Origin of the sequence: uncultured Phascolarctobacterium sp., from assembly GCF_937920985.1 — a bacterium.
GTDB lineage: Bacteria > Bacillota > Negativicutes > Acidaminococcales > Acidaminococcaceae > Phascolarctobacterium_A.
In genome coordinates this window covers 19,501-46,097 of the sequence record NZ_CALDXR010000060.1, presented here as the reverse complement: position 1 = coordinate 46,097, position 26,597 = coordinate 19,501, and the positions used below count along the sequence as shown (strand labels likewise).

Here is a 26,597-nt window from a genome sequence, read left to right as displayed (position 1 = left end):
ATGAGTATGTTGAAAAACAAAAAAGCATTGACTATGTCAGTGCTGTGTGCAATTGCCAGTGTAGGGTTTGTTGTATCTGCTAGTGCAGCAGAGCAAACTATGCATGGCAATCTGGATGAGGTTGTTGTTGAAGGCAGCAAGGATGTACTGCCCGGTGGCTATACTTTAAAAACTTCTTCCGTTGGTATTATTGGTGACAAACCAATTAGTGATACGCCGTTTACTAAGGTGAATCTGTCTAATAAATCAGTAACATCTTTTGAAGTACCTGGCGAAGGTTTATCTAGCGCTCTTATGAATGTACCGTCTATTAAATCTGCTTCTAGTACAATGTACAATGATGTTAATATCAGAGGACAACGCGTTAATGGTTATCAATTTTATATTAATGGAGTGCCAGGACTGTTGACTCAAACTAATATTCCAACAAATTTTATTGAAAATATTGAAGTTACATCTGGTCCGGCTATGAGCTTTACTGGTACTACTACACAGGAAACCGCTGGCGGTATGGTAAACATGGTATCTAAGAGAGCCGGTGAAGAAGATGTAACAAAATATAAGCAAACTTTTTCTGGCAAGAGTTCTTTTGGCGAATATATTGATATTGGTCGTCGATTCGGTCAGAACAAAGAATGGGGTTTAAGAGTTAATGCACAAAATATATCTGGTGAAACTCAGGTACCTGGTGAAAAATTGGCTGCAAGAGATTTCTTTATGAATTTAGATCACAAAGATGATAAAAGCAATACAAATTTCTTAGCTGGTTATAGGTATGTAAAGCATGAAAATGGTGTTAGATGGTTCCAATATGGTAATGGTGTAACCAACATTCCTTCTGCACCGAATGCTAAAAATAATTACAGTTTCCAAGGACAGCAAATGGAGTATGATACATGGCTGTTAACGCTGAATCATGAGCAAAAGATTAATGATGATTGGTCTGCTTATGTGAATGCTGGCTATAGCAAATATGACTTATCTACTAACTATAATGCTAAGAGTAGTGCATATATTATCCAAAATAACAATGGTGATTTTGTAGCTCAAAGCTGGTCCAAAACTTTCCCTGTATCGTCTTATTATGCGCAAATCGGTGTTAAAGGCGATGTAAAGATGGGCGAAGTAACCAACCATATTGCACTTTCTTTAGACGAAGCATGGTATAATAATGGTAGCGGCATTGCTGGTGTACAATTTAACAATGGTGTTCATGGCAATATTTACAATAATACGCATATCGTTGGAGATCCTTTACCAAATAAAAAATTTGGTACTTGGTCGGCTAAGTCGAAATATTATGGAATATCTTTGGCAGATACAATTGATTATGGTAAAGCTTCATTGTTATTAGGTATTCATAGTCATAAGGCTGATGTAACTACCTATAATCCTGATAATGGTGTGAAGAAGGGCAATGAAACAAGTCGTTCTAATAGTCCAACTTATGCTTTAAGCTATAAACCTACTGATAATTGGACTATGTATGCAAGCCATACAGAGAGCTTTAATAGAGGTGCATTAGTTCCACAAAGTGCGAATGGAAACTCTTTGCAGAATGTAAGCGAAATGCTGTCGCCGACAAAAACTAAACAAAATGAAGTAGGTATCAAATATAACAATAATAATTTTTATACTGCATTAAGCTTCTTTGATATTAAACAGGAAAGTAACTATGATGTACAAAGAGCTGATGGTTGGTACCGTGTTCAAGATGGCGAGAATGAATATAAAGGTGTTGAATTATCTGCAAGTGCTCAACTGAATAAATGGAATCTGATGGGCGGCGTTATGTATATGGATGCTAAAGTTAATGATGCGCAAGATAAATCAATTAATGGCACGAGAATCAATGGTTTGTCTAAATGGAATGGTGTATTGGGCGTAGAATATGCTGCTGACGATAAATTCTCGGCTCTTGGAAGAGTTTTGTACAATGGTTCAGCAACTATTAAAAACGAAACTTTGAGTGTACCGTCTTATTGCACTTTAGATATGGGAGTAAAATATAAGACTAAATTGTCTAATACTCCTGTAACTTTGTCTGCTATGTGCTATAATGTAACGGGCAAGGATTATTGGATTACTTCTGGCAATACCACGATTTTGTCTAATCCTAGAACAGTAATGTTGTCTGCTGAATTTGATCTGTAATATGTGATTGAATAAAGGTTGTTACAATAATGTAGCAACCTTTATTTTGCGATAGGAGAAAACTATGAAGTTAAAACAATTGGTAACAGCTTTTCTTGCTATTGTTTTTTGTGCTTGCTTGTTAGCTGGCTGTGGAAATGATAAGCAACATAGTAGCGATGAAAAGAATAAAATAAGTATTACTGATAGTCTTGGTCGGAACGTCGTTTTAGATAAACCTGTGAGCAGAGCTGTTGTTGCTAATGCTTATAATACAGAACTTATCAATGCTATTGGTGCTATTGATGATGTTGTGGGTGTGGATTTTAATATTTATCAGGATCAGGAAGGGTTTAAAAATAAATTTACGAAAGATATGGTGATTGGTAAAAGTCAGCGTGAATTGAATTATGAAAAAATTATTGAGCTAAAACCGGAAGTTTTGATATTAACGAGTAATGGTGCTTGGCAAGATGCAGAAGCTAAATTAAGCCCCTTTGGTATCAAAGTTATTAATGTAGATGCCTATTATACTGATAAATTTGAGGATAATTTGCTGCTACTGGGGAAAATTTTTGGTAAAGAAAAAGAAGCAGTCGAGTGTGCTGATTATTTTTCGTCTAAATTGAAATATATAGATGAACAATTAAAGAACGTTCCGCGAAGAAGTATTTATTTTGAATATCGTAAAGCGGGAAATACTACTATTCCAGGAAACTATTTTTATGAGATGGTTAATCTAGCGCATGGTGATAATATTTTTAAAGAAGCCAAAAATGTTAATATAGATATCGAAGCAGTTATTGAAAAAAATCCACAGTATATTGTCAAAGTTTCGGATACAAATGTTTTCTCTTCTTACAATCCGCCAACAGTTGCAGAGCATAAGGCTATTTATGATAATATTTGTTCTCGACCTGGTTGGAATCAAATTGATGCGGTAAAGAATAAAAAAATCTTATTATTATCGCATTATGTGCATGGTGGTGCTTCTAAGTTAGTTGGTACTATGTATATTGCTAAGTTTTTGTATCCGGAATATTTACCAGATTTGCATCCGGAAAATGTTTTTAAGGATTGGCTGACTAAATATCAGCATTTGGATTATGTTGCGGGACATACTTATCCTGCATTTAAATTGGATGAGTGATATGAGAGATTTAGAAAAGGAATATGAGAATACAAACAAGAAAAAATTATTGATGATTGCATCAGCAATAATTATTATGCTTGTATCTGCCTATGTTTTTACAACATTAGGAATGAAAAATATTAGTGCAATGCAGACGTTTGTTGCTATAAGTAAAGCTTTTTGCGGAACATTGGATAATGGCGCTGATGCAGCAAGCAACAAGATGATTATGCTTTTGAGATTGCCACGTATTGCTTTAGCGATGTTAGCAGGTATTGGCTTGTCTGTATCTGGCGCAGTAATGCAATCGTTAACGAGAAATTATCTTGTAAGCCCGTTTACATTAGGAATCTCCTCAGCAGCTGCTTTTGGTGCGTCGATGAGCATAGTATTTGGTGTTGGTTTATTCTTCCAAAGTGAAGTGGGAATGATTAGTTGTGCGTTTTTGGCTTCGTGCATTTGTGGTTGTATAGTTTATGGAATATCACGTTACATTGGTTTAAATCCTAGTTCCATCGTTCTTGTTGGTATATCACTTAATTATCTTTTTAGTGCAATGACAGCAACCATAGAATTCTTTGCAAAGGAGCATAAGTTAGAGGCTGTAGTGCAATGGACGTTTGGTTCTTTTAATAGAGCAACATGGGATAGCGTTTTGATTACAGCAGGTGTTATTTGTTTAGGATTTGTTGTATTAATGTTATATAGTCTTAAGTTGAATGTTATGGCAACGAATAATGATGAAATGGCCAAAAGCTTAGGTATAAACATTAATAAAGCAAGAGTCATTTGTGGAATGACGTCCATATTACTCACAGCTACAATAATCAGCTTTACTGGTGTAATTGGTTTTGTTGGATTGATTGCACCGCATATAGCAAGAGTTTTGATTGGCGATAACCATTTCTATTATCTGCCATTTGCTTCGGTTCTTGGTGGAGTTTTATTACTTTTCTCTGATATGATAGGAAAATTTATTTTGTATCCGGTGAATATACCTGTTGGTATAGTAATATCCTTTTTAGGTGTACCGTTATTTATCCATTTGATATTAATGAAACGACGTAGTTTAGAGTAGGTGCATTATGGAGTTGAAGATTGATAATTTGAGCTTTTCCTATAGCCAAGAAAAGACTATTTTAAAGAATATTTCCTTTGCTGTAGAGCAAGGTGAAATTTTAGGTGTTTTAGGAACTAACGGCACAGGTAAGACAACATTGCTCAAATGCATAAATAATATTTTAAGACCGCTTGCTGGAGGGATTTGTTTTGGCAAAGAAGATATAGCGAAACGTAAACAAAATGAAATTGCTAAAATAATTGCTTATGTTCCTCAATACGCCAACAATCTTTCACCTGTAACTGTTATAGATTTTGTAATGCAAGGACGCATACCATATGCAGGCTTTTCTTTTTCACAGCATGATAAACAGATTGTGCTTGATGTCTTGCAACAATTTGATTTAGAGAATTATGCGTTTAGAAAAGTAAATGAGTTAAGCGGTGGCGAAAGGCAGAGGGTTTTGATAGCTAGGGCGATGGCGCAGAATCCCCAAATAATTATTTTGGATGAACCTACGAGTAGTCTTGATTTGTATAATCAGCTATTTATTCTTGAGATAATAAAGGAAATGGGGAAAAAACAAAATCTCGCTGTCCTTATGACAATGCATGATTTAAATTTGGCTAGCATGTTTTGCGACAAACTGCTGATGCTAAAAGGTGGGAAGGTTTTTGCTTACGGTAAATCAGAAGATGTTTTAACTGTGGATAATATTAAGGCTGTCTATAATGTGCAAACAGCCATCAGTATAGCAGATGGTTGTAAGCATATAAGATTAGTTCGTGAAAAAGTTTAAGTATGAATGTACCGCTTAGATGGGATTTATAATATTTACTACAGTCTATAACTAAAAGTGTGAATTATGCGGCTCATTAGTTGTTTACGTATTTGTTTGTACAAGAAATACTATATGAAACAGTGAGTGATTTGCCGTGCTTGACATCAAGATAAGCTTATGTTATAATTTGCGTGTAAAAATGGAAACATATATCATAAGTACATATATTTGAATAATATAGACCTATCGGGTGTCGAAAGACTTAATAAGTAAGCAGGTGCGAAGCCTGCGCTGTCACGCAGCTGCAAAGTGGAGCAAATCCAAACAATGCCACTGGGAAACTGGGAAGGCTGGATTTGTGATGAAACTGAGCCAGAAGAATTGCCTGAGAAAGTAAAGACCAAAGTATGCTGCGAGTGACAGGAGAATGGTAAAGGACAAGTGCGTCCTTCTGTCATGGTGCAGAAGGGCGTTTTTTTCTTGCCGGAATACTGAACGCCCTTGGTAAATTATGCTTTTAGCCGGAGTCGCACGCGAAACTCGGACAGCTCGGTGGCGAAGGTTGAAAAATAAATTTTTTATGAGGTGTATGAGTATTATGAGTATGATGAAAAACAAAAAAGCGCTGGTTATGTCAGTGCTGTGCGCTGTTGCCAGCGTAGGCTTTGTAATGTCTGCAAGTGCTGCAGAGCAAGCTATGCATGGCAATCTGGATGAGGTTGTTGTTGAAGGCAGCAGGGATGTGTTGCCGGGTGGTTTGGTTAGAAAAACTGCTAAATTGGGTATCTTGGGCGATAAAAGTGTTTTGGATATTCCTTATTCTGAAATGAGTATGACGGAAAAAACTGTAGCTCTTTTTGATGATCCTAGTCAACCATTGGCAAATATTTTAACTGCTAACCCTTCTATTCGTAGTAGCACTAGTTCTCCGATGTATAGTGATTTTAGTATGCGCGGTATTAACATGAACGGTAACCATATGATGTTAAATGGTGTTCCTAGCTTATACTCTCAGTTCACTACACCGCCGTCCCATGTAATTGATAGAATTGATATTACATCTGGTCCTAATGCTGGTGTGAATGGTGTAAGTATGTCTAACAATGGTACAAATAGTGGTGCAACTCCTGCGCCTGGCACTATTAATATTGTTACGAAACGAGCAACTGATACTCCTGTTACCCGTTATACACAGACTTATAGCGGAAGAGGCAACACTAGTGAAACTATTGAAGTTGGGCGTCGTTTTGGTAAGGATAATGAGTGGGGATTGCGCGTGAATGCAGAATACATGGATGGCAAACTTTCACTGCCTGGTGCAGAGAATAATGAAAAGAATATTTTCATTAACTTTGATCATCGTGGCGAAAAGAGTGAAACCAATTTATTTGCAGGGCATTATGATAGACGTATTAATGGTGCACAAAGATGGTTTTCTTTAGATAAGACTTATAATAATAGTGTATTGCCTGATGCTCCTGATTCTAAAAATAATTATGACTTTGATGGTACAACTAAGAGAATGTATGGTTGGATTATGGCTTTGAATCATGACCAAAAAATGGATGATAATTGGTCTTGGTTTGCTAATTATGGCCAATCTAATCGTTTTGGTAATAAAGATAATCAAAGTGCGTCCATTAAATTTAAAAATGGTGGAGAATTTGTAAAAAATGTTTATTCTCAGATGAATGAGATTGCGAAGAATGTTTATGCTCAAATTGGTATAAAGGGTAAATTTGAAACTGGTGAAGTAAAACACAATGTTTCTTTTGCGGTTGACCGCTCTTGGGCTAAATATTGGTCTGCTACTGCTAGTACTGATGCAGGTACCGGACTTAGCGGTAACTTGAATAACTGGTGGTTTGCTAATGACTGGAATTCTATTAAGAAGAATTCTGGAGCAGCAAAACCGTCTTGGGAAGAGACAAATGTAGGTATTACTGTTGCTGACACTTTAGAATATGGTAAAGCTTCTTTGCTTTTAGCAGCTTCTAAAAAACATGAACACATGGAAATGTATAAGAATGGTGCGCCAAATTATACTTATACAAATGATAATATTTTACCGACATATGGCTTTACCTATAAACCTGTAGAAAATTTGGCTATGTATGTTGGTCATACTGAAAGCTTTTCTCGTGGACTTAAGGTTCTTAATACAAAAGATGTATATTATACAAATGAAAATCAAATTATGGAACCTGTAAAGAGCAAGCAAAATGAAATTGGTGTTAAATACCAAAATGCTGGTGTAATGACTACTTTAAGCTATTTTGATATTGACGAAGCTAACAGATATGATATTTTCAATGGCGGAAAATCTTATACTAAAGTTGATGATGGCAAAAATCGCTATAAAGGCATGGAAGTTACTGTTAATGGTAAATTAACTGAAAAATGGACTGCTATTGGTGGCTTATTATATCTTGATGCACAGCGTGAACATACCAACAATGGCTCTAAAGATGGCTGGTTTGTAAACGGTGTTGCCAAATGGAGTGGCGTATTAGGTTTGGAATATAAACCTGACGAAGATTGGAGCGTTGTTGGTCGTGCTAACTGGGTTGATAAGGCTTATATTGATTCTGCTGCAGTAGGTGGTAAGACTGAAATTCCGTCTTATGTAACCTTTGATTTAGGTGCCAACTATAAGACTAAAATTAATACTGTTCCTGTAAAACTGAGTGCAATGTGCTACAATGTTGCTGACAAAGATTACTGGATGGGCAGAGGCAGTTCTACAACTTTTGGTTTGTCTATGCCTAGAACCTTTATGCTGTCTGCACAGTTTGATATCTAAGATTTGTTAACTTAAGAGGGTGGTTTTATACTACCCTCTTTTATTCTATACTTATAAGCGGTAAGTAATAATGAAAAAATTTTTAAGCTTTATTCTTCTGTTGGTAACGATTTTTACAATCGGTTGTGGAAAACGGGAAGAGCAAAAAATTAATATAGAAAAACATGATAAGAACACAGTAGTTTTAGCTGCCTATCGTCATCTTGCTCCTGGTAATAAAGATGGACTTTACTGCAGTCGTATTTTGGATGTTTGGGAGCCTTTGATTACTAAAGATGATGATAATAAACCGGCACCATGTTTAGCAACAAGTTGGGAGATGCATGATGGCGGTAAAGAGTGGATTTTTCATCTGCGACAGGATGTCTACTTTCATAACGGGACAAAATTTAACGCGGATTCTGTAATTGCTAATTTTGACCGTATGAAGAAAGGTTATAAGCGGTCTTCTTTTTATGGCCTGAATATGGAAATGTATTATCCTACTTTACTGAAATATGAAAAATTAGATGAATATACTATTCGTCTGCTTTTTAAAGAAGCGAATATTAATGAATTATATAAGATGACTGATTTTGGTAGTCCTATATATGCTCCGGAGTGTTTTGCTGATGATGGTAATTTCAAGAGTGTTGCTATTGGTACTGGACCATATAAGATTACTGAAAATGTATTAAACAAGTACGTAGTGCTGGAACGTAATGATAATTATTGGGGCAATAAAGGTAAAATTAAAAAATTTATTGTGCGTAATATTCCTAATACAGATACACGATATGCGGCATTAAAATCTGGAGAAATTGACGGAGTTGTTGATATTAATGCCATACCTCCATTTCTTGCTGATGAGATAAAAAAAGATCCTCGTTTTGCTGTAGATAAAAATAAATCAACAATGATTCGTTATTTATGTGTAAATGGTAATAAATTTCCTTTTAATGATGTAAGGATGCGTAGGGCTGTAAGTTTAGCAATTGACAGGAAAAATTTAGTACATAATATGTATCTGGACTATGCTGAACCGACAGCCAATATCTTAAATTATACTAGTCCTGGCTATAAAGCTTTTCCTGTAGAATACGATTTACAGAAAGCGAAACGCCTGGCACATGAAGTATTAGGAGATAAGCGCTGTGAAATTACATACTGCATAAATGGTAATGAACCATTGCAAAAAGGAGAAGCTGAGTTAATTGCTTATTGGTTACAAGATATTGGCTTAGATGTAAAAATTAAAGCAATAGAGTATGCTACGTTATCAAAAATGATGCGTAAAGGAGACTTTAATATTGTTCGCATTCAAAAGGGGTTAGCTAATGGTGATCCATTTAGTGCATTATATACTTTTATCATGCCTGATGGTGCGTTAAATGTCAGTAACAGTTCTGGGTATAATAATCCAGAAGTAACGGAATTAATGAATAAGGTTAAGCATATAACTGATGAGGCTGAAAGGCAACGTGTTTTTGACAGAGTTCAAGAAATAGTGGTATATGAACAGCCTGTCATCCCTCTTTTCAACGACATGAACATCGTTGCCTATAATAAGCGTTTAAAAAATTATAAACCTTTAATCTACGGTGTAGATTTGAGTAAGGTGGAACTGGCGGAGGACTAATTGCAGCAAAGAAGCGATGAAGTTAGGAAGCAATTAAATTTCTTCAGTTCTTATTTACTATCTATGGCTGTTGTTTGACATACACAAAAAACTCGAGTAAAATAAAGTCAGACTTTAGATTACTCAAGTTTTAAAGGCGGTGAAGCATATGTATCTTACAAGGCATCTGGAAAAGCAAATAATTGAAGCGTCAAAGTATTATCCTGTAGTAATGGTATGTGGTCAAAGGCAGGTTGGTAAATCTACCATGCTTTACCATATTAAAGAAGACAAAAGAAAATATGTGACATTAGATGATGCTAATGCGCGCAGGCTGGCAGAGAATGATCCTGCGTTGTTTTTTGAAACCTATGGCTTTCCACTGTTAATAGACGAGTTTCAGCGTGTGCCGTCGCTGCTGTTGGAAATGAAAAGAATAGTTGATGCTAAAGCCTTACAAGGTGAAGATAATGCAGGGATGTATTGGCTGACCGGTTCACAAAAGTTTAAAATGATGCAAGGCGTGGCAGATTCTTTAGCTGGAAGAATTTCTGTTTTTGATATGTCTACTTTAACAACGGCGGAAATAGAAAAGCGTGAAGCTTCCCTATTTTCCCCTGATATAGAGGTATTAAAAAAGCGCTTTTCACAGGTAGCCAATAAAAATATCCATCAAATTTATCAAAGGATTTTTGAAGGTGGTATGCCGAAGCTTGTTTTGAGCAACATAGACAGAGACAGATTCTATATGGATTATGTTAACACCTATCTTGAGCGAGATATTAAAGAATTAGCTCAGGTTGGCAAATTAAGTGCTTTTTATGACTTTTTAATCTTTATGGCTGCAAGGACGGCGCAAGAACTGAAATATGAGGAAATTGCCCGCGCGGTTGGAGTCTCCTCACCGACAGCTAAGGAATGGGTGTCTATTTTAGAGCGTTCAGGAATTATCTTTATTCTCAGGCCGTACTATTCAAATATAAGTAATCGTTTGGTAAAAACGCCGAAGGTATATTTCATGGATACCGGTTTAGCAGCATATTTATGCAGGTGGCCAAGTGCAGCTACTATTGAAAATGGTGCAATGGATGGGGCGTTTTTCGAAACCTATGTTATTACGGAAATTATAAAAAGCTATTATAACGCAGGTAAACAACCTAATCTTTATTATTATCGGGATATAGATAAAAAGGAGATAGACCTGCTTATTATAGATGGGAAAAAGGTTTATCCGATAGAAATAAAAAAGGCGAAATTACCCAATCATGCAGATAAAAATTTTAAGGTTTTGGATAAGCTTGACATGGATGTACAGACTGGGCTGATAATATGCATGAATGATGAGTTGCTGCCTTATAGCAGGACGAGCTGGTATTGTCCGGTTAGTTTATTGTAAAAGAAACAAAACCCGAGTAAATTAAAGTCAGACTTTAGATTTCTCAGATTCTATACTGTCGCCTCTCTTTTCAACGACATGAACATCGTTGCCTACAATAAGCGTTTAAAAAATTATAAACCTTTAATCTACGGTGTAGATTTGAGTAAGGTGGAACTGGCGGAGGACTATGATTAGATATTGTTATCGACGAATTTTATTAGCAGTGCCTGTAATGATTGGCATCAGCCTTTTAGCGTTCGTTCTGGGGCTGTTATCACCAGGAGATCCGGCGGAGTTTGCTTTAAATCAGGATGGGCTGGATGCACCTACGGATGCACAGATTGCAGCGATGCGGGAAGAGCTGGGGTTGAACAGACCTGTTTATGTGCAGTATTTTAGTTGGTTTGCGCAGGTGCTGCATGGTAATTTCGGCAGCAGCTATATTACAGGTAAGGATATTCTGCATGAGCTTTTGCTGCGTCTGCCGGTGACAGTGGAGCTGGCGCTGCTGGCTTTAGTCATTGCCGCAGTTGTTGGTATTGCCTTGGGGACCTTATGCGCTGTTTTCAAAAACAGTTGGCTGGATGATGTAGTACAGTTTTTGACTAATATACTTTTAGCTGTACCCAGTTTTTGGCTGGCATTGCTGATGATTTTGCTGTTCAGCGAAACGCTGCGTCTGCTGCCGACAAGCGGCAGTGAGAGCCTGCGGTATTTTATTATGCCGGCGTTGGCGGTTTCGTTTTCTACTTCAGCAACAGTGTGCCGTTATATGCGCAGCTCGCTGCTGACGGAATTTGCTTCGCAATATTTTCTAGTAGCGCGTGTGCGGGGAATCAGCAAAATAAAGCTGCTTTTTTGCTATGCGTTTCCTAATGCCATGCTGCCGGTAATTGCTTTGCTGGGCAATTATCTGGCTGGCATTTTGGGCGGTTCGGTTATTGCGGAAAGTATTTTTGCTCTGCCAGGCATCAGCAGCATGGCTTTGGAAGCGATTCGCTTTCGTGATTATCCTGTATTGCAGGCCTATGTGCTTTTTACCGGCTGGCTTTTGGTATTGATAACCTTAGCGGTTGATTTACTGATGTTTTATCTGAATCCGAAGCTGAGAGGAGGCGCTGAAGTACATGACTAAAAAAATACAGCTTAACTTTGCTATATTTGTACTTGCGTTTATCATTCTCGGCAGTATTTTAGCTCCGCTCCTGGCAACGCATAATCCCTTTGAACCGGATATGGCCAATCGTCTGCAAAGCCCCTGTTGGCAGCATTTCTTCGGTACGGATGCTTTGGGGCGTGACATGTTCAGCCGTATTCTTTACGGCGGACGGGCATCAATGCTTTTGACCTTGATTTCATCGGTTTTGGCGTTGATTTTAGGCGTGGGCGTTGGTCTGTTGTGCGGTTTTTACGGCGGTAAATTAGACATGTTCTTTACTGTTTTAAGCAATATTTTTCAGGGTATACCGGGAAGCTGCTTTATGATAGCTTTAGCCGGTATTCTTGGCCCGAGTATTTATAGCTTGGTTTTGGCTTTGGTTGTGACATCCTGGGCCGGTTTTTCGCGTATTGTGCGTGCAGAAGTGCTGCAGCTTATGGGAGAGCCTTTTATTGAAGGCCTGCGCTGCCTTGGCTGCAGTGACTGGCGGATTATTTTCCGTCATTTGCTGCCCAATATTGCCAATAAGCTGCTGGTTTTGGTAACTATTCGTCTTGGCAGAGGCATATTGGCGATTGCCGGTTTGAGCTTTTTGGGCTTAGGCGTGCAGCCGCCGACACCTGACTGGAGCGTAATGATTAATGATGCCATTATGTATTACCGCAGCTCGCCTCACCTGATTATTATTCCCGGCCTGTTTGTATTTTTGCTGATTTATTCTTTGAATATCATCGGAGAACATCTGCGTGACAGATTAGATATTCAGCTTGATGAGGTGCGCAAATGGTAAAAAATCTGGTGTTAGAAAATATATCTGTAGGCTTTAAGCTGTCGCAAGGAGTATTTTATGCTGTAGATGATGTAAGCCTGAACTTGCCCGGAGGGAATTTTACTGCGATTATCGGTGAAAGCGGTTGCGGTAAATCTGTATTGGGGCAGGCTATTTTAAATATTTTGCCATCAGGAGTCGTTAAAAAGGGTAGAGTGCTTTATAATGGCGAGCAGGTGAAGAAAATATTATCTGCTTTTGGTATTATTCCGCAAAACCCAAGTGAGTCGCTGAATCCTGTGCGCAAAATAGGCAAGCAGATGCAGGATATTTTGAATGTTCATAATATCGCCGATAGTGACAATAGCTATAAAAAGCAGTGTCTGCATTTGTTTGGACTGCAGGAAGCAGAGCGTGTTCTGGCAGCGTATCCGCATGAACTTTCCGGTGGTATGCTGCAGCGTGTATTGTGCGCTATGGCTGTCAGCAGTAAGCCGGAATGGATTTTAGCTGATGAACCGACAAAAGGTTTGGATGAACAGGTTGGCGCTGTTGTACGCAAAAATTTGCTGACGATTAAGCAGGATTTGCATTTAAGTATGCTGATTATTACGCATGATATTGCTTTGGCACAAGAGGTGTGTGATGATGTGCTGGTGATGTATGCAGGACAGGTTTTGGAGCATAATGCGGATATTTGGCATAAACCATTGCATCCGTATACCAAAGGCTTTTTGCAGGCTTTGCCAAAGAATGGTCTACAGGTCATTCCGGGAAAGGCACCGGTGCCGGGGGAAAGCTTTACCGGATGTAAGTTTGCGGCACGCTGCCCTTATTGCACAACGCGTTGCAAGGAAGAAATGCCTGCTATGCAGCAGGTTGGTAATGCGGAAGTGAGGTGTTTTTTGTATGCTGAAGGCTGAAAATATTTCTAAAAGCTTTGTTGACCGTAGCAACGGAAAAACCTTTGAGCTTCTGCATGATGTTTCACTGGAGCTTAAGCCCGGGGAAGCAGTGGCACTGATGGGTGGCAGCGGCAGCGGTAAAAGTACGCTGGCGCGTATTTTGCTGCGCCTGCTGCCATGCGATTGCGGTAAAATTTATTTTCAGGGGCAAGATATTACGAATGCGACAGGCAAAGATTTAAGCGTTTTCAGACGTAATGTGCAGTTTATTTCACAGCGTCCGGAAAGCTTTCTTGATCCGCGTCAGACCTTAGGTTCTAGTCTGCGGGAAGCATTTACTGTTTTTAATCTGCCTTATGATGAAGAAAAAATTAAAGCGATGCTTGATTTAGTAAAGCTGAATATTGAGCTTCTGCAGCGTTATCCGCATCAGGTAAGCGGCGGAGAAATTCAGCGTATCTGCCTGGTGAGGGCGCTGCTGTTAGAGCCAAAGCTGCTCATTTTAGACGAACCGACATCGATGCTGGATATCTCCGTGCAGGCTCAGATTTTGCATTTGCTGCGTGATATACGCAAGGAAAAGCAGCTGGCTTATTTGTTTATTACGCATGATAAACAGCTTGCTGATTGGCTTTGTGACAGAGTCTTACATATAGAACAGGGGCAACTAATATCATTTATCTAATCCAGATTATACAAATCACGATTAGATAAATGTGTCAGATGATAAAAAACTCCAAAAAACTAAAGGTTTTACTTTGAGCTTTCTGGAGTTTTTTCATTAAATTGCCTTTTATTGACAGAAAAATGAAGATGTGTTATAATTCTGACAAATAAAATGTAACAAATATAACATTAAAAACAAAAAATGCTTGGACTACTAGGTGTCGAAAGACTTAATAAGTAAGCAGGTGCGAAGCCTGCGCTGTCACGCAGCTGTAAAGTGGAGCAAGCCTTAATTATGTCACTGGGCAACTGGGAAGGCAAGGCTTGCGTGGAAACTGAGCCAGAAGAATTGCCTGAAAAAGTAAATGGGAGTGTACTGCGAGTGACGGGAGACTGCTGAAGAATAAGTGCGTCTTTCTGTTGTAGTGCAGGAGGGCGTTTTTTCTTGCCGGAAAAAACGTGTGTAGGCTGTTTTTACTAAATTGTGTTTGAGCAAAGTTAATTTACTGCTTGCTGAAAACAAGCAAGTGTGTATCGGAGTTGATGAGTATGAACCAATATTATCAGGATAACATGCTTTTGGGCATGAACCCTTCCAGCTATCTGCATCGCTACGCCGTCAACGGCAAAGTGTCGGGAAATCTTGCCTGCATCAGCGAAATTAAAAATGCCGCAATAGTTTTATATAGTCCGCGCGGCTGCGGCTTTCATTATCGTTGTCATGTGCGCAGCGGTCAAAGCCCGGTTTATGAGCTGGAATGTGCGGATTTGCGCAACAATGAGGTAATTTTCGGCGGTGAGAAAAAGCTGACGGCTTTACTGCAAAAGGTGGAGCGTGAGCAAAAGCCGGAGATTATTTTTCTCTTGCCATCCGTGGTGTCGGATATTATCAATGATGATTTGGCAGGCCTGGCCTGCAGCCTGCAGCCGCAGTTCAAAGCAAAGCTTGTGCCGATTACGTCGCAGGTTTTTTCGCATATGGACAAGAGCAATGGCCGCAAGGTTTTGCGTGAAAAGGCTTGCCAAAAGCAGAAGCAAAAGTTTTCTTCCAGTGCTGTCTATCCGGGCTGCGGTTATGTAGAGGTGATGGACGCACTTGTGGAGCAGGTGATGGAGCCTCAAAGCGTACAGCCGCTGAGCGTAAATATCGAAACCTTCGTCTGGGGCTATAATGGTGAGGATAAGCTGCAGGGCATGAGCGAGATGCTGCAGAAAATGGGGATTACCGTCAATGCCTATCTGCCTGCCGCTGATTTGCAGACAATCAAAAAGGCTCCGCGGGCAGCGCTGAATATAGTACGTCGTAAGAAGTGGGCGTTGGCGATGGAGCAGCGCTTTGGCACGCCGTTTCTGCATGTTGCCGATATGCAGGAATGGCATGGTATTGAAGGAATCAGTGATTTGTACAGGCAGATTGGTAAAATGCTTGGTTGCGAGGATGCTGTTGAACGCGTGCTGCAGGAAGAATATGAACTGGTTGCCGCCCGTTATCAGAAGCTGCGTGCAGAATTTGCCAAGTATAAGTTTTGCCTGATTGCGCATGGTATTGCGTATTTGCCGGATGCGCTGCGTGTTTATCAGCAGGATTATGGTTTGCCTATAAGCAAAATCTGCATTATCATGAATCCTTCCTACCAGGCGGAAACAGGGCTGGATGATGCAATGATGCAGAGGTTTAAGGACAGAATTGAGCTTGCTAAGGCTGAGTATGGCTGTGATGCGGAAATTTTACTGGAGCCTTCGGAAGAGGCTTTGCGTGAAGCTGCGCAGAGCTGTGATTTTGTTATCTGCAACGGTCATCCGCGCTATGCTTCTTTAAATGTTCCGGTGCTCTATAATTTGTTTGACCGTTCGGTGTGGAATTATCAGGGCTTTGTGGATATTATGGAAGAGGTTTGGCAGATGCTGCAGCAACCGCAGCGTACAGGCAGCAGTCTTTTGCTGAGCAAGCTGGCCTATGACCCGGTATTTTATCCGATGCGCGAGGCTGATAAAGACAGTAAAGCATCACGCGAACTGTATAGCAGAGTATGGAGGCAGAGAAAATAATGAAACCATTAAGTAGCTGTGCGTTGTTTGGTGCTGTGCGTGCTCTTGGCGGTATTAAGGATGCCTTAATCCTGCAGCATTCTGTTGTCGGCTGTCAGTGGGGCAGCCTGGTATTCAGATATGCAGGCAAGCCTTATGATGTACGTCAGGCCTCTGATGTTATCTATGATGAAGATGTTGTCAATGGCGGTGAGAAGGTTTTGCGCAAGGCTTTGCAGGAGGCGGAGCGTATTTTTGCGCATTGCGGTGCGGTGTTTGTAGTCAGCGGCTGTGTGCCGAATATGATTGGCGATGATGTCGACGGTATTTTGGCTACTACCGAAGGCTCGCAAAAATTGTTGCATGTAAAAGCGCCGGGATACGCAGGGAATATTGACAGCGGTGCAGAAGCAGCTTATCTGGCTTTGCTGCCCTTGCTCCGGCCTGCGGAGGAAAAACAAGCTGCCACGATAAATATTTTTGGCATAATGAATGATGATCCCTATTCAGATAATGACTTGTCCGAGTTGAAGAATTTTTTAGGTTCTAAAGTAAAAATTAACTGCGCGCTGCAGGATTGCAGCTTGCGGGATATTGCAGCAATGCCGCAGGCAGAGCTGAATATCTGCTTTGGCTACGGTGAGCCTTTAGCAAAGAAAATGCAGGAAAAATTTGGCATGCCGTATATCAAATGCGCTTATCCTTATGGTGTGGCAGGCTTGCAGAAGTTTTTGCGTCAGTTAGGCGAAGCGTTGAAAATTGATTTTTCCGATGAGCTGGCAGAATTGGAAGCTGCGGCTGAAAAGCTCGTTTATCGCAGTGCTGATTATCTGGTGAATTTGTATCAGCTGCCTGTGGCTTTGGCTGCAGACAAGGCACATTTAGAGGGTCTGCAGAGCTTTTTTGCCGAAGAACTGGGCATGCGCGTTGTAATCGCAGAGGATACAGCGGAATTCAGCTTGGATAAAATGACGGAGGCTGCAGCAAAGCACAAGCCTGTATTGCTGTGCGGTTCTTCGTTCTTAAAGAATTTGGCTGATACATATCAGGTGCCGTTAGTGCGCTGTGCTTATCCTGCCTTTGACCAGCTGTGTTTTACCGATAACACGCTGGTCGGAGCGCGTGGCGCTGCTTTATTCATTGAGCAGATTGTTAACGGCGCCTTGCAGCAGCAATATAAAACAGATGGCCGATATGCCGGCTTACGTGAAAGTATTTGTGAGGTAAATCATGAGTGAGCTTGAAACACATCCTTGTTTTACCGCTAAATGCAGCGATTACGCCCGTATTCATCTGCCTGTGGCACCTAAATGCAATATGCAGTGCAATTATTGCCTGCGCAAATACAGCTGTGTAAATGAAAGCCGTCCCGGTGTTGTGGCAAGGGTTATGGTACCGGAGGATGCAGTTGATTGGTATCTGCAGATGAAGGCCAAGGTGCCGAAGCTTACGGTAGCAGGCATTGCCGGCCCCGGCGATGCGCTGGCCAACTGGCCGGCGGTCAGCAGAACGCTGAGCATGATTCGTGAGGTTGATAAGGATGTTTTCTTCTGCCTTTCGACTAACGGTCTGTGTTTGCCGAAGTATGCCAAGGAGATTGCTGCCTTGGGTGTTGATTATGTTACGGTGACGGTGAATGCAATTACCAGCAATACAGGGGCGCATATTTACAGCTTTATTAATGATGAAGGCAAAAAATATGTCGGTGAAGAGGCTGCTGCACTGCTTTTAGCAAGGCAGATAGAAGGATTGCAGCTGCTTGGCGAATATGGCGTGAAAGTGAAGATAAATACGGTGGCGATACCCGGCGTGAATATCCAGGAAATCCCGGCGATTGCCAGACGTATGGCCTTACTGGGAGCGAAGCTGCAGAATATTTTACCGATGCTGCCGGTGGAGGGAACCGGCTTTGCGCATTTTGCGGAGCCTGCGGCCGAAGAAATTATGCAGCTGCGTAATGTTTGCAAGCAGTGGATGCCGCAGATGCAGCATTGCAACCGCTGTCGGGCAGATGCCGTGGGCGCGTTGACTAATACGTGCGCTGTGGAAGCGAGCTTATAAGTCAGCAAAAAATCTATCTAAGCTTTGCAGATAGCATTATTACTGTAACCTAGTTTACAATAATAGTGCGATAAGATAAAAAATAAATAAAATGAAGCTTTTTCCTTGACGTTTGCAGACTGATAGGAGTAAAATAACCTCAATCGCAAATTACGGCGATAAATTTTGAAGCATAAGGAAATGTTGAAGTTGTTGCAGGTGAAAATGATGGAATCTAAAATGATGAACACTGCAATTGAATATGGTTTTTATTACGCACCGGTATTTAACTATTATTTTAGCACCGGTTATTTTGCATGGGAAAAATCATATAGCAGTAATCATCGTATTGGAGACTATAAATAGTATTTGCGAGCACAGTGCTTGCAATTAAGATTTAGCTTTTACAGCAGGCTCTTTTACGGGAGCCTGCTTTTTTTGTAGCATGGTAGCTTATAGCAGTATGGTAAATTTAATGACAAGGGTGTCAGAACGAAGGGGAGACAATTTATGGTAATAGTATTCAAGCCGGGAGCACCGGAGGAAAATAAAGCGAAGATGCGCAGCAATTTGGAAAGCAAGGGCTTCCAAATTAACGAAATCAACGGTGTCAACATGACCATCTTCGGTATTATCGGTGATACCAGCACACTGGATATCAATATGCTGCGTATTGATGATGCAGTAGACAAGGTAATGCGTGTGCAGGAACCGTTCAAGCGAGCCAACCGCATGTTCCATCCGCAGGATTCAGTGATTAATGTCGGCGGTGTTGAAATCGGCGGACGCAAGATTCAGGTTATCGCAGGTCCGTGCTCCGTAGAAACGCAGGAGCAGGTTACGGACATTGCCAAGTCCATCAAGCTTGGCGGCGCCTCAATGCTTCGCGGCGGCGCCTTTAAGCCCCGCACATCGCCTTATTCCTTCCAAGGCTTGAAGGAGGTTGGCCTGGAATATTTAAAAGGTGCAAAAAAAGAAACAGGCCTGCCGATAGTAACAGAAATCATGTCACCGTATATGATTGAGCGCTTTGTAGAAGATGTAGATTTGATTCAGGTTGGCGCTCGCAACATGCAGAACTTTGAACTGCTGAAGGAACTGGGCAAAACCAATAAGCCAATTTTGTTAAAGCGTGGTTTGGCAGCAACGATTGAGGAATGGCTGATGGCAGCGGAATATATCATGAGCGAGGGCAACGAAAACGTTATCCTTTGCGAACGCGGTATCCGCACCTTCGAAACATATACGCGCAATACATTGGATGTAAGCGCAATTCCCGCTGTGAAAAAGCTCAGCCATTTGCCGGTAGTAGTTGACCCTAGTCATGCAGCAGGCTTGTGGTGGATGGTAGAGCCGTTGGCGAAGGCCGCAGTTGCAGTCGGTGCCGACGGACTTTTGATAGAAGTCCACAACAATCCGGAAGCGGCGCTTTGCGACGGCGCACAGTCCTTAAGACCTGAACGCTTCGCCAGACTGATGGGCGAGCTGAAGGGTATTGCCAGAATTGTTGGCAGAGATATGTAAATCAAGGCATTATCCCTTAGCAATATCAAAAAGCGTAAGGGTTTGTAATAACTCCTGATCTGGGAGTAGTATTGTAGCATAGCAGATTAGATTAAAGGAGAGATTTTATCATGATTATCGTATTCAAACAAAATGCAACTGTTGAGGAAAAAACTAAGCTGAAAAACCAATTGGAAAGCAAGGGCTTTCAGATTCATGCCAGTGATGGCGTAAATGCTTCACTTTTTGGTGTAGTTGGTGATACCAGCGCTTTGGATATCAACCTTTTGCGTGTTGTCGAGGGTGTAGAAAAGGTAATGCGTGTGCAGGAGCCTTTCAAACGTGCGAACCGCATGTTCCATCCCGAGGACAGCATTATAGATGTTGCAGGCAGAAAATTCGGTGGCAAAAAGCTGCAGGTTATTGCAGGTCCCTGTTCTGTAGAAACTCAGGAGCAGGTTACGGAAATTGCCAAGGATGTTAAGGCCGCAGGCGCTACGCTGATGCGTGGCGGTGCCTTCAAACCCCGCACCTCTCCGTACTCCTTCCAGGGGCTGAAGGAAAAAGGCCTGGATTTCCTGAAAAATGCCAGAGCAGCAACCGGTCTGCCGATTGTTACGGAAATCATGTCACCTTACATGGTGGAACGCTTTGTTGAAGATGTTGATCTGATTCAGGTCGGTGCTCGCAATATGCAGAACTTTGATTTGCTGAAGGAATTGGGCAAAACCAATAAGCCTATTCTGTTGAAACGCGGCTTGGCGGCAACGATTGAGGAATGGCTGATGGCAGCGGAATACATTATGAGCGAGGGCGACGAAAACGTTATCCTTTGCGAACGCGGTATCCGCACCTTTGAAACCTACACCCGCAATACGCTTGATGTAAGTGCTATTCCTGCAGTAAAAAGACTCAGCCATCTGCCGGTAGTAGTTGACCCGAGTCATGCAGCAGGCATGTGGTGGATGGTAGAACCTTTGGCTAAAGCAGCAGTTGCAGTTGGCGCCGATGGTTTGTTGATTGAAGTACATAACGATCCGGAAGCAGCATGGTGCGATGGCGCACAATCCTTGAAGCCTGACCGTTTTGCTAAGCTGATGGGCGACCTCAGAGGCATTGCGAACATTGTCGGCAGAGAGTTATAATAGTAGTATGGTAGATTAGGAGTGATTTTTTTGGAAGCTGATTTTGGTGGCGAAAATAGAAGTACAAGGTGGCAGGAGCTCAGCTTTGCTATCGTTGGCCTGGGGCTGATTGGCGGCTCCTATGCCAAAGCATTGCGTAAACTGGGCGTTAAGCAGATTATCGGTATAGAGCGTGATGCAGCAACACTGCAGGAGGCAAAGCAGCAGGGCTTGGTTGATATTGGCATGACTGAGCCTGATAACCGGCTTAAGGAGGCCAACGTAATCATTTGCGCTATTTATCCTGAAGCAATCGTGGGCTTTATAGCTGCAAACGTTGATTTCTTTAACGAAAGCGTTTTGCTGACTGATGTTGCAGGTATCAAAAACGATATGATCAGCAGAGGCCAGGAACTTTTAAAGGATGGCATGGAATTTATTTCCGGCCATCCGATGGCAGGACGTCAGGGCAGTGGCTTGGGCATGAGTGATGCGCATATTTTTCAGAATGCAAATTACATCATCGTGCCGGAAAAGCATAACACACAGGCTGCGGTCAGCTGGCTGGAGCAATTTGCTTTAGCTCTTGGCTGCAAGCATACGGTGCAGGTGACACCGGCGCAGCATGATGCCACTATTGCCTATACCAGCAATTTGCCGCATGTTACTGCGGTAGCGCTCATGGACAGCGCTTCCTTTGATGATAAGACCAAGTACTTCGTTGCCGGCAGCTTCCGAGATGGCACTCGTGTAGCAGATATCAATCCTGAATTATGGTGCAATTTATTCCTTGCCAACAGGGAAAAGGTTGCGGATGAAATAGACAAATATATGGAGCAGCTGGCGCTGTGGCGCGACGCTCTGCGCGGTGACGACGGCGAAAAGCTGAAGGAGCTGATGCGCAAGGCGGGAGCACGGAGAAGGGAGCTTTTTTAATGAAGAAAATTCATGTTGCTTTAGGCGCTCATGCCTATGATATTGAAATAGCCGCCGGCCTGCTGCCGCAGGTCGGCTCTAAGGTTGCAGCGTTGCTGCCGAAGGCGCGCAAGGCTGCAATTATCAGCGATACAAATGTTGCACCGTTATATGCGGAAAAACTACAGGCTAGCCTCGAAGAGGCTGGCCTTGTTGTGCATAAGGTGGTAATTGAAGCCGGTGAGCAGAGCAAGAATATGCAGGTGCTCAGCGATGTACTGGAGCAGCTGGCTGCAGCAGGGCTTACGCGCACCGACGTTGTGCTGACACTTGGCGGCGGTGTTGTCGGTGATTTGGGCGGCTTTGCCGCTGCCAGCTTTATGCGTGGCATTGCCTTTGTGCAGATACCGACTTCACTGCTGGCACAGATTGACAGTAGCGTGGGTGGTAAGGTTGCGGTAGATTTAAAGGCCGGCAAAAATCTTGCCGGTGCCTTTTATCAGCCAAAAGCTGTATTTATTGATACAGCTTTACTGGCAACGCTTTCTACACGCTTTTTGCACGATGGTTTGGCAGAAGCGATTAAATACGGCTGCATTAAAGACGCGGAGCTTTTTGAAAAAATTGCCGGCTATGCCGATGATGCGGAGCTTTTGGCAGATATTGACAGCGTGGTTGCTACCTGTTGCGCTATTAAAGCACGCATTGTTGAGCAGGATGAATTTGATACGGGCCTGCGTATGCTGCTGAACTTCGGTCATACCTTGGGACATGCAGTAGAGCAGCACTTCGGCTACAGCTGCTTTACGCACGGTGAGGGCGTGGCGATTGGCATGTATCAGTTGACTAAGCGCACCGAAGAGCTGGGAATGACAGCCAAAGGCAGCGCCGAGCGGATTAAGAGCGTACTTGAAAAGTATAATTTGCCGTTGACTGCGGGCGTAGAAAAAGCGCAGCTGCTTGATACAATGGCAAGAGATAAGAAAAAGAACGGCAACAGCATTACCCTCATTATTTTGCAGCAGATAGGCGAGGGCGTACTGCAGAAAGTTGATTGGCAGGAAGTGCCAAAGTATTTGGGGTGAGGCTAAATGGAAAAGATAAAAATTTATCCTGCAAAATTGGCAGGAACGGTGCAGGTTCCGTCATCTAAAAGCATGGGACACAGAGAAATCATTTGTGCAGGTCTGGCAGGCGGCACCAGCATTGTTGATAACATCAGCATGTCTAAGGATATTGAAACAACAATGCGCGTCCTGCGTGCTATGAACGTGAGCGTTGACGAAATTCCCAGCATGCTAGAGGGACGTAAGGCTTTGCAGATTACGGGCACAGGTCATCCGATTGCGGCGGCAGATAATGTTGACTGCGGTGAATCCGGTTCGACCTTGCGCTTTTTCATTCCCTTGGGAGCAAATCTTGGTTGTCCGCTGACCTTTATCGGTCATGGTAAGCTGGTATCGCGTCCTTTGCAGGCATATTACGATATTCTGGATAAGCAGTTTGTACAATATTTTAATGATAACGGCAATCTGCCTTTGACGGTCAACGGTCACCTGATGCCGGGTAAATTTGAACTGCCGGGAGATGTCAGCAGTCAGTTTGTCAGCGGTCTGCTTTTTGCTTTGCCGTTATTAAAGGGTGATTCCGAAATTATCATTACTTCGCCACTGGAATCTGCTTCTTATGTAGATATGACACTGAACTGCTTGGCGAAGTATGGCGTAAAAGTAGAAAATGTAGATGGCGCACATCGTCATTATCTTGTGCCGGGCAAGCAGCGTTTCAAAGCGCAGGACAGCAAGGTTGAGGGCGACTGGTCGCAGGCAGCATTCTGGACTGTCGGCGGTGCTTTGGGTGCAGGCATTACCGCAAGCGGTTTTGACTTTGCTTCTCTGCAGGGTGATAAGGCTGTGGTAGAAATTATGCAGCGCATGGGTGCTGATATTGTAAAAAATGCTGACAGCGTAACCGTAAACAGTGGTGCAACGCAGGCAACGGTGATAGATGCATCGAACTGTCCTGATATTATTCCTGTGCTTACCGTGCTGGCGGCAGTTAGCGAGGGAACAACGAAGATTATCAATGCAGGACGCCTGCGTATCAAGGAATGCGACAGATTGGCGGCTATGACGAGCGAATTAAATAAAATGGGTGCGGCAATTACGGAAGAGGCCGAAGGTCTGACAATTATCGGCAAGCCTGATGGCTTGCGCGGCGGCGTTGAAGTAGATGCCTGGAACGACCATCGTATTGCCATGAGCCTGGCAATTGCTGCACAATGCTGCGCCGAACCGATTACTTTGACCGGCGCAGGCAGTGTAAGCAAATCTTATCCTGACTTCTGGGAGGATTACAAGAGCGTAGGCGGAAAAATTGAGGTGCTGGCATGAGCGGAATTTTTGGCATGAATATAAAAATGGCGATATACGGCGAATCGCACGGCAAGTCCATCGGCGTAGTGCTGGACGGACTGCCGCCGGGACTGGCGCTTGATGAAGCAACGATTGCTGCCGAAATGGCGCGTCGTGCTCCCGGACAAAATGCGCTGAGCACGGCACGCAAGGAAAGTGATACGGTAGAAATCCAAAGCGGCTTCTTCAATGGCTTTACGACAGGTACGCCGCTGTGTGCGCGTATCATCAACAGCGACCAGCATTCTAAGGATTACAGCATTCTCGCCGATAAAATGCGCCCCGGACATGCGGATTACGCAGGCCATGTGCGTTATCAGGGCTTTAATGATTATCGCGGCGGCGGCCATTTTTCCGGTCGACTGACGGCACCGCTCGTTTTTGCCGGTGCTGTAGCCAAGCAGGCACTGGCACAACATGGTATTGTTGTTGGTTCGCATATTCTGCAGATTAACGATATCCAAGAAGAGCGCTTCAATCCAATGGGCGTAAGTGATGCAGAATTGGCAGAGCTGCATGCGAAAAAGTTTGCGGTTATGGATGATACTGTCGGCGAAAAAATGCAGGAGCGCATTTTGCAGGCTAAGAGCGAGCTTAACAGCGTGGGTGGTGTAGTTGAAGCTATTGCACTGCATTTGCTTGCAGGAATCGGCGCACCGTATTTTGATTCCGTGGAAAGCATGCTGAGTCATGCGCTGTTTTCTGTGCCTGCCGTTAAAGGCGTAGAGTTTGGCGACGGCTTTGGCTTTGCCTGTATGACGGGTGCTGAAGCGAATGACGCTTTGCATTACGTTGACGGCAAAGTGCTGGCATTGACAAACCACAACGGCGGCGTTACCGGCGGCATTACCAACGGCATGCCTTTGGTAGTGCGCGTGGCCATTAAGCCGACACCGTCGATTGCACGCGAGCAGCAGACTGTGAGCCTTAAGGAGCAGGCTGATACAACACTTGCTATCGTCGGCAGACATGATCCCTGTATTGTGCAGCGTGCTGTGCCTGTTATCGAAGCGGTAGTTGCGTGGACGCTGTGGGATTTACTTTTAGAAGCGAAGAAATGGGAGAAATAAGATGCAGGAGCTTGATTTAGAAAAAATCCGCAAAGAAATAGACAAGGTTGACCAGCAGCTGGCAGACGTACTGGAAAGCCGTCTGCAGTTAGTTATGCAGGTAGCTGCCTATAAAAAATCCAAGGGACTGCCTGTTAAGGACAAAAACCGTGAAGCCAAGGTTATCGAAAAGGTAGCAGGTTTTTTGGAGAATAAGGATTATTCCGTTGCTGTGAAAAATATTATGCGCGGTATTATTGACCAGGCCTGCCTGTTGGAAGAAACTGCTCTGGCTGAAGTAAATGACAAAACCTTTGAGGTGGCCTGCTTCGGTCCTGCCGGCTCTTTTACGCATCAGGCGTTAGAGGAATATTTTCACGGACGTCAATATAATCGTCATCACTTCCAGACCTTTGAAGAGGTAATTTCCAGCATCAGCGATGGCACTATGGATTACGCCGTCCTGCCGATTGAAAATTCTTCGACAGGCGGTATTACCGAGGTATATGATTTGCTGCGTCAGTATGACTGCAGTATTGTAGGCGAGCAGTGCGTAAAGATTGAGCAAAATCTGTTAGGCTGTGAGGGTGCGTCACTTGGCACGATTAAAACAGTGTATTCGCATCCGCAGGGCTTGAAGCAGTGCGCTGATTTCTTCCATGATTATCCGGATATAGAGCAGGTTCCTTATTTCAGTACATCAAAGAGTGCGGAGGAGGTTGCAGAAAAGCAGGATGTAAGCTTGGGCGCTATTGCCGGCAAGCAGGCAGCAGAGCTTTATAATCTGAAGATTATTGCTCCTGCTATCAACAGCAACAGCAACAATTATACTCGCTTTGTTATTATTGCCAAAAAACCGGAAATAGTAGCGAACGCAAATAAGATTACGCTGATTGTTGCTGTGAAGCACGAAACAGGCTCGCTATATAAAATGCTCGCCAGCTTCTATCATATGGGCCTGAATATGCTGAATCTGGAATCGCGTCCGATTGTCGGCAAAACGTGGGAATACTTTTTCTACATTGATGTCACCGGTAATCTGGCAGATCCGCTGGTTATCGATGTGATGGAAGAAATAAAATCAAAGAGCACCTATTGCAAGGTTCTTGGCAATTATCGTGCTTACGAGCGAAAGGAATAG

General features: G+C 42.6%; 21 protein-coding genes and 2 riboswitches. All 21 genes read left to right on the top strand.

From position 1 onward, the window contains the following. The first annotated feature begins 6 nt into the window (after positions 1-6). The 21 genes from Q0612_RS10695 to pheA all read left to right on the top strand — a co-directional run bounded on the left by Q0612_RS10695 (position 7) and on the right by pheA (position 26,597). The gene (locus Q0612_RS10695; RefSeq protein ID WP_298884526.1) at positions 7-2,154 is read left to right on the top strand and encodes a TonB-dependent siderophore receptor; all 2,148 of its coding nucleotides are present in this window, start codon (positions 7-9) and stop codon (positions 2,152-2,154) included. A 64-nt stretch (positions 2,155-2,218) separates the two neighbouring features. After that, positions 2,219-3,283, top strand: a complete 1,065-nt coding sequence (locus tag Q0612_RS10690) for an ABC transporter substrate-binding protein (protein WP_298884523.1) — start codon at positions 2,219-2,221, stop codon at positions 3,281-3,283. A gap of 1 nt (position 3,284) precedes the next feature. Then, the gene (locus Q0612_RS10685) at positions 3,285-4,343 is read left to right on the top strand and encodes an iron ABC transporter permease (RefSeq protein WP_298884519.1); all 1,059 of its coding nucleotides are present in this window, start codon (positions 3,285-3,287) and stop codon (positions 4,341-4,343) included. Between the two features lie 7 nt (positions 4,344-4,350). After that, positions 4,351-5,124, top strand: coding sequence for an ABC transporter ATP-binding protein (locus tag Q0612_RS10680; RefSeq protein ID WP_298884516.1), 774 nt, complete (start codon positions 4,351-4,353; stop codon positions 5,122-5,124). 213 nt (positions 5,125-5,337) lie between these two features. Continuing rightward, positions 5,338-5,510: riboswitch (cobalamin riboswitch) on the top strand. 194 nt (positions 5,511-5,704) lie between these two features. After that, positions 5,705-7,909 (top strand): TonB-dependent siderophore receptor, encoded by a 2,205-nt coding sequence (locus Q0612_RS10675; protein WP_298884513.1) that lies wholly within the window; start codon positions 5,705-5,707, stop codon positions 7,907-7,909. 70 nt (positions 7,910-7,979) lie between these two features. Then, positions 7,980-9,527, top strand: coding sequence for an ABC transporter substrate-binding protein (locus Q0612_RS10670; protein ID WP_298884510.1), 1,548 nt, complete (start codon positions 7,980-7,982; stop codon positions 9,525-9,527). Between the two features lie 148 nt (positions 9,528-9,675). After that, positions 9,676-10,902, top strand: a complete 1,227-nt coding sequence (locus Q0612_RS10665; RefSeq protein ID WP_298884507.1) for an ATP-binding protein — start codon at positions 9,676-9,678, stop codon at positions 10,900-10,902. Between the two features lie 169 nt (positions 10,903-11,071). Continuing rightward, positions 11,072-12,019, top strand: coding sequence for an ABC transporter permease (locus Q0612_RS10660; RefSeq protein WP_298884505.1), 948 nt, complete (start codon positions 11,072-11,074; stop codon positions 12,017-12,019). Then, a complete protein-coding gene (locus Q0612_RS10655) occupies positions 12,012-12,833 on the top strand; it encodes an ABC transporter permease (protein WP_293689635.1) in 822 nt (273 codons plus the stop codon). The genes Q0612_RS10660 and Q0612_RS10655 overlap by 8 nt, the downstream gene beginning before the upstream one ends. Continuing rightward, positions 12,827-13,735, top strand: a complete 909-nt coding sequence (locus Q0612_RS10650; protein WP_298884502.1) for an ABC transporter ATP-binding protein — start codon at positions 12,827-12,829, stop codon at positions 13,733-13,735. The genes Q0612_RS10655 and Q0612_RS10650 overlap by 7 nt, the downstream gene beginning before the upstream one ends. Continuing rightward, a complete protein-coding gene (locus tag Q0612_RS10645) occupies positions 13,722-14,402 on the top strand; it encodes an ABC transporter ATP-binding protein (RefSeq protein WP_298884498.1) in 681 nt (226 codons plus the stop codon). The genes Q0612_RS10650 and Q0612_RS10645 overlap by 14 nt, the downstream gene beginning before the upstream one ends. 180 nt (positions 14,403-14,582) lie before the next feature. Next, positions 14,583-14,755, top strand: a riboswitch (cobalamin riboswitch). Positions 14,756-14,932: 177 nt separating this feature from the next. Further along, positions 14,933-16,432 (top strand): nitrogenase component 1, encoded by a 1,500-nt coding sequence (locus Q0612_RS10640; protein ID WP_298884496.1) that lies wholly within the window; start codon positions 14,933-14,935, stop codon positions 16,430-16,432. Next, on the top strand, positions 16,432-17,649 hold the full coding sequence (locus tag Q0612_RS10635; protein WP_298884494.1) for a nitrogenase component 1: 1,218 nt from the start codon (positions 16,432-16,434) through the stop codon (positions 17,647-17,649). Before Q0612_RS10640 ends, Q0612_RS10635 begins: the two co-directional genes overlap by 1 nt. Then, positions 17,642-18,472: a radical SAM protein gene (locus tag Q0612_RS10630; RefSeq protein ID WP_298884492.1), complete on the top strand. Its 831-nt coding sequence runs from the start codon at positions 17,642-17,644 to the stop codon at positions 18,470-18,472. The genes Q0612_RS10635 and Q0612_RS10630 overlap by 8 nt, the downstream gene beginning before the upstream one ends. A gap of 489 nt (positions 18,473-18,961) precedes the next feature. Further along, on the top strand, positions 18,962-19,975 hold the full coding sequence (aroF, locus tag Q0612_RS10625; protein WP_210683909.1) for a 3-deoxy-7-phosphoheptulonate synthase: 1,014 nt from the start codon (positions 18,962-18,964) through the stop codon (positions 19,973-19,975). 110 nt (positions 19,976-20,085) lie between these two features. Then, a complete protein-coding gene (gene aroF, locus Q0612_RS10620; RefSeq protein ID WP_298884488.1) occupies positions 20,086-21,099 on the top strand; it encodes a 3-deoxy-7-phosphoheptulonate synthase in 1,014 nt (337 codons plus the stop codon). Positions 21,100-21,129: 30 nt separating this feature from the next. After that, positions 21,130-22,014: a prephenate dehydrogenase gene (locus Q0612_RS10615; protein ID WP_298884485.1), complete on the top strand. Its 885-nt coding sequence runs from the start codon at positions 21,130-21,132 to the stop codon at positions 22,012-22,014. Continuing rightward, on the top strand, positions 22,014-23,078 hold the full coding sequence (gene aroB / locus Q0612_RS10610; protein ID WP_298884482.1) for a 3-dehydroquinate synthase: 1,065 nt from the start codon (positions 22,014-22,016) through the stop codon (positions 23,076-23,078). Before Q0612_RS10615 ends, aroB begins: the two co-directional genes overlap by 1 nt. A gap of 6 nt (positions 23,079-23,084) precedes the next feature. Next, a complete protein-coding gene (aroA, locus tag Q0612_RS10605) occupies positions 23,085-24,386 on the top strand; it encodes a 3-phosphoshikimate 1-carboxyvinyltransferase (protein ID WP_298884479.1) in 1,302 nt (433 codons plus the stop codon). Further along, complete coding sequence (gene aroC / locus Q0612_RS10600; protein ID WP_298884476.1) at positions 24,383-25,477, top strand: chorismate synthase; 1,095 nt, start codon at positions 24,383-24,385, stop codon at positions 25,475-25,477. The genes aroA and aroC overlap by 4 nt, the downstream gene beginning before the upstream one ends. Position 25,478: 1 nt before the next feature. Further along, a complete protein-coding gene (gene pheA / locus Q0612_RS10595) occupies positions 25,479-26,597 on the top strand; it encodes a prephenate dehydratase (RefSeq protein ID WP_298884473.1) in 1,119 nt (372 codons plus the stop codon).

Coding starts and splice junctions, on each gene's coding strand:
- Q0612_RS10695 (WP_298884526.1), top strand. CDS start 7: ATGTTGAAAAACAAAAAAGCATTGACTATGTCAGTGCTGTGTGCAATT.
- Q0612_RS10690 (WP_298884523.1), top strand. CDS start 2,219: ATGAAGTTAAAACAATTGGTAACAGCTTTTCTTGCTATTGTTTTTTGT.
- Q0612_RS10685 (WP_298884519.1), top strand. CDS start 3,285: ATGAGAGATTTAGAAAAGGAATATGAGAATACAAACAAGAAAAAATTA.
- Q0612_RS10680 (WP_298884516.1), top strand. CDS start 4,351: ATGGAGTTGAAGATTGATAATTTGAGCTTTTCCTATAGCCAAGAAAAG.
- Q0612_RS10675 (WP_298884513.1), top strand. CDS start 5,705: ATGAGTATGATGAAAAACAAAAAAGCGCTGGTTATGTCAGTGCTGTGC.
- Q0612_RS10670 (WP_298884510.1), top strand. CDS start 7,980: ATGAAAAAATTTTTAAGCTTTATTCTTCTGTTGGTAACGATTTTTACA.
- Q0612_RS10665 (WP_298884507.1), top strand. CDS start 9,676: ATGTATCTTACAAGGCATCTGGAAAAGCAAATAATTGAAGCGTCAAAG.
- Q0612_RS10660 (WP_298884505.1), top strand. CDS start 11,072: ATGATTAGATATTGTTATCGACGAATTTTATTAGCAGTGCCTGTAATG.
- Q0612_RS10655 (WP_293689635.1), top strand. CDS start 12,012: ATGACTAAAAAAATACAGCTTAACTTTGCTATATTTGTACTTGCGTTT.
- Q0612_RS10650 (WP_298884502.1), top strand. CDS start 12,827: ATGGTAAAAAATCTGGTGTTAGAAAATATATCTGTAGGCTTTAAGCTG.
- Q0612_RS10645 (WP_298884498.1), top strand. CDS start 13,722: ATGCTGAAGGCTGAAAATATTTCTAAAAGCTTTGTTGACCGTAGCAAC.
- Q0612_RS10640 (WP_298884496.1), top strand. CDS start 14,933: ATGAACCAATATTATCAGGATAACATGCTTTTGGGCATGAACCCTTCC.
- Q0612_RS10635 (WP_298884494.1), top strand. CDS start 16,432: ATGAAACCATTAAGTAGCTGTGCGTTGTTTGGTGCTGTGCGTGCTCTT.
- Q0612_RS10630 (WP_298884492.1), top strand. CDS start 17,642: ATGAGTGAGCTTGAAACACATCCTTGTTTTACCGCTAAATGCAGCGAT.
- aroF (WP_210683909.1), top strand. CDS start 18,962: ATGGTAATAGTATTCAAGCCGGGAGCACCGGAGGAAAATAAAGCGAAG.
- aroF (WP_298884488.1), top strand. CDS start 20,086: ATGATTATCGTATTCAAACAAAATGCAACTGTTGAGGAAAAAACTAAG.
- aroB (WP_298884482.1), top strand. CDS start 22,014: ATGAAGAAAATTCATGTTGCTTTAGGCGCTCATGCCTATGATATTGAA.
- aroA (WP_298884479.1), top strand. CDS start 23,085: ATGGAAAAGATAAAAATTTATCCTGCAAAATTGGCAGGAACGGTGCAG.
- aroC (WP_298884476.1), top strand. CDS start 24,383: ATGAGCGGAATTTTTGGCATGAATATAAAAATGGCGATATACGGCGAA.
- pheA (WP_298884473.1), top strand. CDS start 25,479: ATGCAGGAGCTTGATTTAGAAAAAATCCGCAAAGAAATAGACAAGGTT.